This is a genomic window from Protofrankia sp. Cr1 (assembly GCF_963555865.1).
GTDB lineage: Bacteria > Actinomycetota > Actinomycetes > Frankiales > Frankiaceae > Protofrankia.
In genome coordinates this window covers 7,495-16,059 of the sequence record NZ_CAUVXO010000021.1, presented here as the reverse complement: position 1 = coordinate 16,059, position 8,565 = coordinate 7,495, and the positions used below count along the sequence as shown (strand labels likewise).

Below are 8,565 nucleotides of genomic sequence, written 5' to 3'. Positions count from 1 at the left end.
ATACCGGGCCCGCCCGCCGCCCCGTGGGCCGGTTGGCCGGTTGAGCCGGTTGAGCCAGCGCTCTCAGCCGCGCAGCGCGAGATCCGCTATCAGGCTTTTGCGGGTCGCGCCGGTGATCGGTGTCGCCTCGTTGTAGGCGGGGTGGTCGACGACCAGCTCAACCGGCACGGCCGGATCCCGGAAGGCGTCGCGGGTGGAGTCACTGAGCGGGAACCGCAGCATGTGCACGGACACGGTCGGGCTCGGGATGTCCGGGGCCTCGTCCGGCCCGGGGATCTCCTCGCCAGGCACCGGGACCCCGTCGATCTCGAGCCGGATGCTGCGCTGGACACCGGCGAGGCGCTCCAGCTCCGAGCGGACGGTCTCGGCGACATCGAGCTCGATGAAGGCGGTGGCGGTCAGGGCGTGGCTGGCGGGCAGCAGTCGCGAATAGATCTCGATCTCATGGGCGACATCCGCGGGGCTGCGCAGGCGCTCGGCGTAGACCATCTCCTGCACCTGGTAACGCAGGGTTTCCTCGTTCTCGAACTCGAAGAGGAACATGTCCCCGACTCGGATTCGCCGTTCCGCCCGGACCGGGAGGATCCGGGTGCGCGCAGCCGGCCGCTGGGCGGCATAGACCTCGGGATCGGTGACGATGTCAGCGACAGTGAGTGCCATCGTTGGAACTCCCAAACGATCCAATGGGTACGGGGACGACCACAGAAAGCTACCGGCAAGGCCGCCTGGCGGGGCGGTGGTAACCACGTCCGCACCGCCGGGCGGCACCGTCCGGCTGTTAGAGCGCCCGGCAATAGGGGCGGTCAGACCTCCTGCTCGGCCTTTTCGTCGGCGACGACCGCGTCGAGCGCCTTCTTGAAGCGTCCGGCGTGGGTCTTCTCGGCCCGTGCGAGCGTGGAGAACCAGTCCGCGATCTCCTCGAAGCCCTCATCGCGCGCGGTCTTGGCGAAGCCCGGGTACATGGCGGTGAACTCGTAGGTCTCCCCCGCCACGGCACTGGCCAGGTTCTTGGTGGTCTTGCCCAGCGGTTCCCCGGTCGCCGGGTCGCCCACCTCGGCGAGGAAGTCCAGGTGACCGAACGCATGCCCGGTCTCGCCCTCAGCGGTGTCGCGGAAGAGCGCGGCGGCGTCGGTGAGGCCCTCGATGTCGGCCTTGCGGGCGAAGTACAGGTAGCGGCGGTTGGCCTGGCTCTCGCCCGCGAACGCCTCCTTGAGGTTCTCGTGGGTCTTCGTGCCGTCAAGCTGCGGCATGTGGCTCTCCTTTGTCGATCGTGATCAACCCGGCCGTCGGGGTGACGGCCGGGATGCTGGCTACCGGCCCGCGTACGGGACACCTAGGTCGGGCCTATGACTGTCGGGCCTGCGGTCTGGCAGGACGGACACAGACCACGGAACTGCAGGTCGTAGCCTGTGATCGCGAAACCGGTGCGTCGCGACAGTGCGGCCACCATCTCCACCGGCACAGGAAGATCTATGTCCACCGCCCGCCCGCACCGGTCGCAGACCGCGTGGTCGTGACGCCCGACATTCGCGTCGTACCGGGCGGCCGCGCCGTTGCCGAGGCTGAGCTCAAGGGCGAACCCAGCCCGGACCAACAGCCCCAGGGCCCGGTAGACGGTCGCGGCGCCGATGCCCGGCGCGACCACTCGGACGCGATCGTAGACCTCCGCCGCCGTCGGGTGGTCGTGGGCGGCTCGGAGCACCTCCAGCACTGCGCGGCGCTGAGGGGTGAGGCGGAGATCCTGCTGACTGTTCATGACACGTCCGATGTTGGTGTCCACGTTCACTACCGGCGACGTTCAGCACCAGCAGTGAGAACGAGTCTCACTATCTCTCAGCTCCGACAGCTCCGCAACTGGCAAAACACCCAACGACACATCTATGTCATCCGTGCCACCCGAACGGCGTCAGCATGGCGCAACCGGGCGGGGCCACCGCCGGCAGGCGCCATCGGATAGCCTGCCGGCGGGTTCCCAATCGTCCGGCGCCCGGTCCGATCCCGCCGTCGTTCGCGGAAGATGGATCAGTCGCCGGCCACCGGGCATCACCCAGCCGGCGTTCCACTTGATCGAAAGGCTCGCGGTCGCATGAGTACGGTTCTCGTGTACGCGGACAAGCCCGACGTCCGCGAGCGGGTGAAGCTCGCCATCGGTCCGCTACCCGACCCCGAGGTCGGGCCGGTCGAGTTCCTGGAGATGGCCGACGGCGCCGCCGTCATCGATGCGGTGGACCATCGGGAAGCCGACATCTGCATCCTGGATGCGGAGGCGGCGCCCGTCGGTGGCATGGGGCTGTCCCGACAGATCAAGAACGAGATCCCGGACTGCCCGCCCACCGTCCTGCTGGTGGCCCGTCGCGATGACCGCTGGCTGGGCACCTGGTCGCAGGCGGACGCCGTGGTCACCCATCCCGTGGACCCTGCCGAACTCGCCGAGGTCGTCGTCGCGCTGCTGCGCGCCCGACGCGCACCCGCTCGCCGGGTCGGGTCGGCCCCCGCTGTGGGTGCCTGAGCCCCGCTGTGACCGGATTCGGCGAGGCCGTTGAGGAGAGGACCACCGACAGCGGGGCCCCCGACGGGCCACGCTTGGCCGCGCAGGGCTGGCCCCCACTCCTCGGCGCGCTGTTGCGCGGCGAGGCCCTCGGCGCGCGGGACACCATGTGGGCGATGACCCAGGTGATGTCCGGCAACGCCTCCCCCGCCCAGATCGCGGGCTTCGTGGTCGCCCTGCGGGCCAAGGGCGAGACCGCCGAGGAGGTCGGCGGTCTCTCGCAGGTGATGCTGGACTACGCAGCACCGCTGGACATCCCCGACGACATCCGTGAACGCGCGGTGGATACCTGCGGAACCGGCGGCGACCAATCACATTCGGTGAACATCTCAACCATGGCTGCTCTGGTCGTCGCGGGCTCCGGCATCCCCGTGATCAAACATGGGAACCGGGCCGCGTCATCGGCCTGCGGGTCAGCCGATCTTCTGCTGGAACTCGGCGTCGTCATCGATCTACCACCCGCCGGCGTCGCGACCTGCCTCGCCGAGGCCGGTGCGGCGTTCTGCTTCGCACCGGTCTTCCACCCGGCCATGCGACACGCCGGCGGGCCCAGGCGCGACCTCGGCGTGCCCACCGTCTTCAACATCCTCGGGCCGCTGACCAACCCGGGCCGCCCGGCAAGCCAGGCGGTCGGCGTCGCAGACGCACGGCTTGCGCCCGTCGTCGCCGGTGTCCTGGCCGCGCGCGGGACGCGGGGGCTGGTGTTCCGCGGTGACGACGGGCTCGACGAGCTCACGCCCACGACCACGTCAACCGTGTGGGTGGTCGCGGACGGCGCGGTGCGGGTGGAGACCTTCGACCCACGCGACGTCGGTATCGTCCCCGGCGACCCGACGGCGCTGCGAGGAGCCGATGCCGCCTACAACGCCGCGGTGACCCGGGAGCTGCTCGCGGGGGGACGTGCCGGGCCGGTGCGTGACGCAGTCCTGCTCGCCGCCGCGGCCGCGCTGGTCGCCGCGACCGGACCCACTGCCGCACCCGTGACCGAACAGCTACGCGGCCAGCTTGGTCGGGCCGCCTGGGCGCTGGATTCCGGTGCGGCCGAAGCTGCTCTGGGGCGATGGGTCAGGACGAGTCAGACCGCCGCGGCTGCGGCGGTCTGATCCACCACGTCAGCGGCGGCCATGTCGGCGGCGCGGACGCATCGCGGTCGCACTAAGAGCGACCGGCAATAGTGGGACGCGGCGTCGCGAGGCTCGGGCACGCACCTCGCCACGTTGTCGTCGGTCGCCACCCAACACCAGGGTGCCTCCCTCCTCCGCCTCGCGATCCACGCACCCCAGCCCCGCTCCTTGATCCACGCCCCTATTGCCGGGCGCTCTAATTCTCCGGTACGGGCGGGTGCCAGAAGTTCTCGAAGAGCAGGCACACGACGAACGTCACTGTCATGATTGCCCCGATAAGGGCCAGCCACACCCCGAAGACAATGCCGAACAACACCAGACAGGCACCGGCGGCGATGAAGAAGGGGTAGTAACTGCCCGGGGTGAAATGCCCGAGCTCGCCGGCTCCGTCGGAGATCTCGGCATCGGGGAGATCCTGCGGCCGGGCCCCGATCCGGCGGGCGGTGAACAACAGGTACCCGCCGACGAGCAGGCCGAGGCTGCCGCACAGGGCGAGTGCGACCGTGCCGGTCGGGTCCTTCGACGTGAACCAGTAAACGATGTCGACCACCGTGCAGAAAATCGCAAACACGAGGAAGACGACGCCCTCGATCTTCATGGCTGCTGCTCCGCTCCAGCTTCTTCCGGGCCCGGCTTATCTGCTTTCGGGTGCGGCGTGATAATCGATTGTTCCGGCTACCTGGGGATAATGCAGGTCGAAGGCAGGCCGTTCCGACCGGATGCGTGGCAGCGAGCGGAAGTTATGCCGCGGCGGTGGGCAGGATGTCGCCCATTCCAGGGAGTTTCCATAGCCCCAGGGGTCGTCCACAACGGCCAGCTCGCCCTTCTTGTAGGAGCGCCAGACGTTGTACATGAACGGCAGGGTCGACGTGGCCAGCAGGAAGGCACCGGCCGTGGAGATCGTGTTGTAGGTGGTGAACCCGTCGGTCGGCGAGTAGTCGGCCACCCGTCGCGGCATGCCCTTGACGCCTAGCCAGTGCTGGATCAGGAAGGTCAGATGGAAACCGAAGAACAGCGTCCAGAAATGAATCTTCCCGAGCTTCTCGTCGAGCATACGCCCGGTCACCTTCGGGAACCAGAAGTAGATCCCGGCATACGCCGCGAAGACGACCGACCCGAATACCACGTAGTGGAAGTGGGCCACGACGAAGTAACTGTCACTGACGTGGAAGTCGATCGGTGGGCTCGCCAGCAGTACACCGGTCAGACCGCCGAACAGGAAGGTCACGAGAAAGCCCAACGCGAAGAGCATCGGCGTCTCGAAACTGATCTGACCCCGCCACAAGGTGCCGATCCAGTTGAAGTACTTCATACCCGTCGGCACCGCGATCAGGAAGGACAGGAACGCGAAGAAGGGCAGCAGGACCGCGCCGGTGACGAACATGTGGTGCGCCCACACCGCTACCGACAGCGCTCCGATTCCGATCGTGGCGAAGACGAGGCCCTTGTACCCGAACAGCGGCTTACGGGAAAAGACCGGCAGCACCTCGCTGATGATGCCGAAGAACGGCAGGGCGATGATGTAGACCTCGGGATGACCGAAGAACCAGAACAGGTGCTGCCACAGAATCGCGCCGCCGTTGGCCGCGTCGAACACGTGGGCACCCAGGCGCCGGTCGGCTTCCAGGGCCAGCAGCGCGCCGGCGAGCACCGGGAAGGCCACCAGCACCAGGATCGAGGTGACGAGGAAGTTCCAGCAGAAGATCGGCAGCCGGAACATCGTCATGCCGGGGGCGCGCAGACAGAGGATCGTTGTAATCATGTTGACGGCACCGAGGATGGTGCCGAGTCCTGACAGCGTCAGGCCCAGGATCCACAGGTCGGCGCCGGAACCTGGCGAGTAGACCGCGTTGTTCAGCGGCGCATAGGCGAACCAACCGAAGTCCGCCGCGCCGTTCGGGGTCAGGAAGCCGGCGATGACGGTCAGGCTTCCGAAGAGGAAGAACCAGAACGACAGGGCGTTGAGCCGTGGGAACGCCACGTCCGGCGAGCCGATCTGCAGCGGGACCAGGAAGTTCGCGAACGCGAACGCCATGGGCGTGGCGAACATCAGCAGCATCAGCGTGCCGTGCATGGTGAAGAGCTGGTTGAACTGCTCGTTCGACAGGAACTGCAGACCTGGCCGGGCCAGCTCCGCCCGCATCATCTCGGCCATGATTCCGGCGAAGAGGAAGAACGCGAAGGCCGTCACGCCGTACATCACGGCGATGTCCTTGTGGGACGTCGTGCGCACATAACCGAGCAGGTTGGTGCGCAACGTGGCGTGGCGTTCCTCGACGTGGCCGGCTGGCGGCTCGTGCACCAGTGTCACTGTCCGCTCCCGCGAGTGGTAGTTCCGGCGGATGTCTGGGTGGTCGCCCCGGCCGCACTCAGCGCGGCCGGCCGGGTCCGTTCGGCGATGAACCGGTCGTACTCGTCACCCGGGACGACCTTCACATAGAAGTTCATCCGATCGTGATCGACCCCGCACAGCTCCGCACAGCGACCGATGAACGTCCCGGTCTTGGTGATCGTGAGCTGAAACTGGTTGATCCGACCGGGAACGACGTCCCGCTTGAACAGGAACTCGGGCACCCAGAAGGAGTGGATGACATCCGGGGACGTCTCGATGAAACGGATCGTGCGGCCCTGCGGGAGTACCAGCACCGCAGGTTCGCCGGGCTGCCCGGTGACCTCCACCGGGATCGTGCCGTTCTGGCCCGTGTCGAGGTACCGGAACTGCCAGTTCCACCGGAAACCGATCACGTTGACCGTGACGTCCGGCTTGGCCGGAAGTTTGTCGATCACGACCTCGTCCCGGGCGGTGTAGTAGAACAGCCCGGCAACGATCACCAGCGGCACGATCGTGTACAGGATCTCGACCGGGAGGTTGTACCGCACCTGGCGGGGCAGCTCGTCCGACTTCTTGCGGAACACGATGACCGCATAGAAGATCAAACCCCAGGTGAACACGCCGACGGAGAGCGCCGCGATCGCAGAACCCCGCCACAGGTTCAGGATGCGGGGCGTGAGGTCCGTCACCCCGGCCGGAAAACCGAAGTTGGGTACATCACACGCGGTGGCCGCCACCGCCAGCAACGCGAAGCCGGTCACCAGCCGTAGCGCCCGCCACGGGGAACCGGATCGGCCAGGGCGCCGACCAACGCTCCTCGCGCGGTTCGTGCTCCCCACCGAAGGAGTGTCGGAGGCAGTCGCCATCTCGACATCGGCGGGCAACGGCCGAGTTCGGCCGAAGGATCGGGTCACCAGGTCCTGCCTCCCACGAATGCGCCGATCCGACCGAACCAAGCGGTCGGCGCAAGGCTCTTCGACAAGCTGTAGATGCTGCGGCAGGAGCGTATCCCAGCCGCACCGCCGGCATCTCGTCAGAGCCTGACTCGGCGTCCCGAAGGACGAGACTCGGACCACATCCCAGCGGTCGCAGGCCACCCGACGGGGTGCCAAGACCGACGGGGCGCCACGGCCGGCCGTCGGAATACCGTGAGGAACGTGCCGGCCTACCTTGATCACGCATCCACGGCCGTCCTGCACCCCGCGGCCCGCGAGGCCCTGCTGGCGGCCCTCGACGACGGCTGGGCGGACCCCGCCCGCCTGTACCGCGATGGGCGTCGGGCCCGCATGCTGCTCGACGCCTCCCGGGAGACGGTCGCCGCGGTGCTCGGCGCCCGCCCCGACGAGGTCAGCTTCACATCGTCGGGTACCCAGGCGGCACAGCTGGCGATTCTCGGCGCGGCCGGCGCCCGGCGGCGGTCAGGGACGCGGCTGCTGATCAGCGCCGTTGAACACTCCTGCGTTCTGCACGCCGCCCAATGGCACGAAAACGCCGGCGGCACGGTCGACACGGTCGGCGTCGACCGATTCGGCCGGGTCGACCCGGCGGGTTTCACTCCCCCACCGGGCACGGCGCTGGCCAGCCTGCAACATGCCAACCACGAGGTCGCGACCATCCAGCCGGTGGCCGCGGTCGCCGATGTGCTGCACACCGCGGGTGTCCCGTTGCATGTGGACGCCGCCATGTCAGCCGGGCGGATCCCGGTGGACGTCGCCGCGCTGGGAGCCGACCTGCTCAGCGCCAGTGCGCACAAGTTCGGCGGGCCGGCAGGAGTGGGCATCCTGGTCGTGCGGACCGGGCGTCGATGGCGCAACCCGCTACCCACCGACGAACGCGAGGGTGGCCGGGTGGGCGGCTTCCCCAACGTCGCGGCAATCGTCGCGACGGCAGCGGCCCTGCACGCCCGGACCATTGAGATCGCCGATGAGACACCGCGCCTGGCCGGCTACGTCGAGCGGCTGCGGACCCGTCTCCCCCACCTCGTTGCGGACCTCGAGCTACTCGGCGACCCGGATCCGGCCGCCCGGCTGCCGCACCTGCTCGCGTTCTCGTGCCTGTACGTCGACGGAGAAGCGCTGCTCGGCGAGTTGGACCGGGCGGGAATCGCGGTCAGCAGCGGCTCCAGCTGCACATCGGACACCCTCACCCCCAGCCACGTGCTGGCCGCGATGGGTGTACTGACCCAGGGCAACATCCGGGTGTCGTTCGGCCGCGAATCCGACAGTGCGGATGTGGACGCCCTGCTGGCGGTCCTACCCGAGGCGGTTGCCCGGGTCCGCGAGCGGGCCGGGGCCGTCGGCCTGTGAAATCGGCCGACCGTGACGACCACAGCGACCGCGACCACAGCGACCGCGACCGCAGCGACCGCGACCACAGCGCCTGGGACGCTGCGTGGAACGGCGCCCGCCTCACGGTGGACGCGCGTGGACGACGGTGCCCGCTACCGATCATCGAACTCGCACGCCGCATCCGCGACATCGACGTCGGCGCAGACCTGCAACTGTGGGCGGACGACCCTGCGGCCGCGCATGACGTCCCTGCCTGGTGCCGGATGCGTGCCC

At 68.4% G+C, this 8,565-nt stretch carries 10 protein-coding genes; 4 read left to right on the top strand and 6 right to left on the bottom strand.

The genetic code is table 11. The features are described from left to right. Window positions 1-63: 63 nt before the first annotated feature. The 3 genes from U9980_RS03905 to U9980_RS03895 all read right to left on the bottom strand — a co-directional run bounded on the left by U9980_RS03905 (window position 64) and on the right by U9980_RS03895 (window position 1,756). Window positions 64-660, bottom strand: coding sequence for a DUF3501 family protein (locus tag U9980_RS03905; protein WP_322766712.1), 597 nt, complete (start codon window positions 658-660; stop codon window positions 64-66). Between the two features lie 143 nt (window positions 661-803). Further along, window positions 804-1,250, bottom strand: a complete 447-nt coding sequence (locus tag U9980_RS03900; RefSeq protein ID WP_322747399.1) for a rubrerythrin family protein — start codon at window positions 1,248-1,250, stop codon at window positions 804-806. Between the two features lie 83 nt (window positions 1,251-1,333). Continuing rightward, window positions 1,334-1,756, bottom strand: a complete 423-nt coding sequence (locus tag U9980_RS03895) for a Fur family transcriptional regulator (protein ID WP_322766729.1) — start codon at window positions 1,754-1,756, stop codon at window positions 1,334-1,336. A gap of 330 nt (window positions 1,757-2,086) precedes the next feature. On the opposite strand from U9980_RS03895, the gene U9980_RS03890 reads away from it, so the two are divergent. Next, window positions 2,087-2,509, top strand: coding sequence for a hypothetical protein (locus U9980_RS03890; RefSeq protein WP_322766711.1), 423 nt, complete (start codon window positions 2,087-2,089; stop codon window positions 2,507-2,509). A 74-nt stretch (window positions 2,510-2,583) separates the two neighbouring features. Further along, window positions 2,584-3,651, top strand: coding sequence for an anthranilate phosphoribosyltransferase (gene trpD / locus U9980_RS03885; RefSeq protein WP_322766728.1), 1,068 nt, complete (start codon window positions 2,584-2,586; stop codon window positions 3,649-3,651). Between the two features lie 217 nt (window positions 3,652-3,868). Here the strand turns inward: trpD and U9980_RS03880 are convergent, their stop codons facing one another. From U9980_RS03880 to coxB, 3 genes are read right to left on the bottom strand one after another with little or no spacing between them, the layout of a single operon-like run. Further along, complete coding sequence (locus U9980_RS03880) at window positions 3,869-4,270, bottom strand: cytochrome c oxidase subunit 4 (RefSeq protein ID WP_322747397.1); 402 nt, start codon at window positions 4,268-4,270, stop codon at window positions 3,869-3,871. Window positions 4,271-4,306: 36 nt separating this feature from the next. Next, window positions 4,307-5,983, bottom strand: coding sequence for a cytochrome c oxidase subunit I (ctaD, locus tag U9980_RS03875; protein WP_322766710.1), 1,677 nt, complete (start codon window positions 5,981-5,983; stop codon window positions 4,307-4,309). Next, window positions 5,980-6,870, bottom strand: a complete 891-nt coding sequence (coxB, locus tag U9980_RS03870; RefSeq protein WP_416210141.1) for a cytochrome c oxidase subunit II — start codon at window positions 6,868-6,870, stop codon at window positions 5,980-5,982. The genes ctaD and coxB overlap by 4 nt, the downstream gene beginning before the upstream one ends. A gap of 291 nt (window positions 6,871-7,161) precedes the next feature. Between coxB and U9980_RS03865 the strand changes: the two genes are divergently transcribed. After that, window positions 7,162-8,310 (top strand): cysteine desulfurase family protein, encoded by a 1,149-nt coding sequence (locus U9980_RS03865; protein WP_322766727.1) that lies wholly within the window; start codon window positions 7,162-7,164, stop codon window positions 8,308-8,310. Between the two features lie 107 nt (window positions 8,311-8,417). Continuing rightward, a partial coding sequence (locus tag U9980_RS28405) for a sulfurtransferase TusA family protein (RefSeq protein ID WP_416210144.1) occupies window positions 8,418-8,565 on the top strand: 148 nt, incomplete at its 3' end.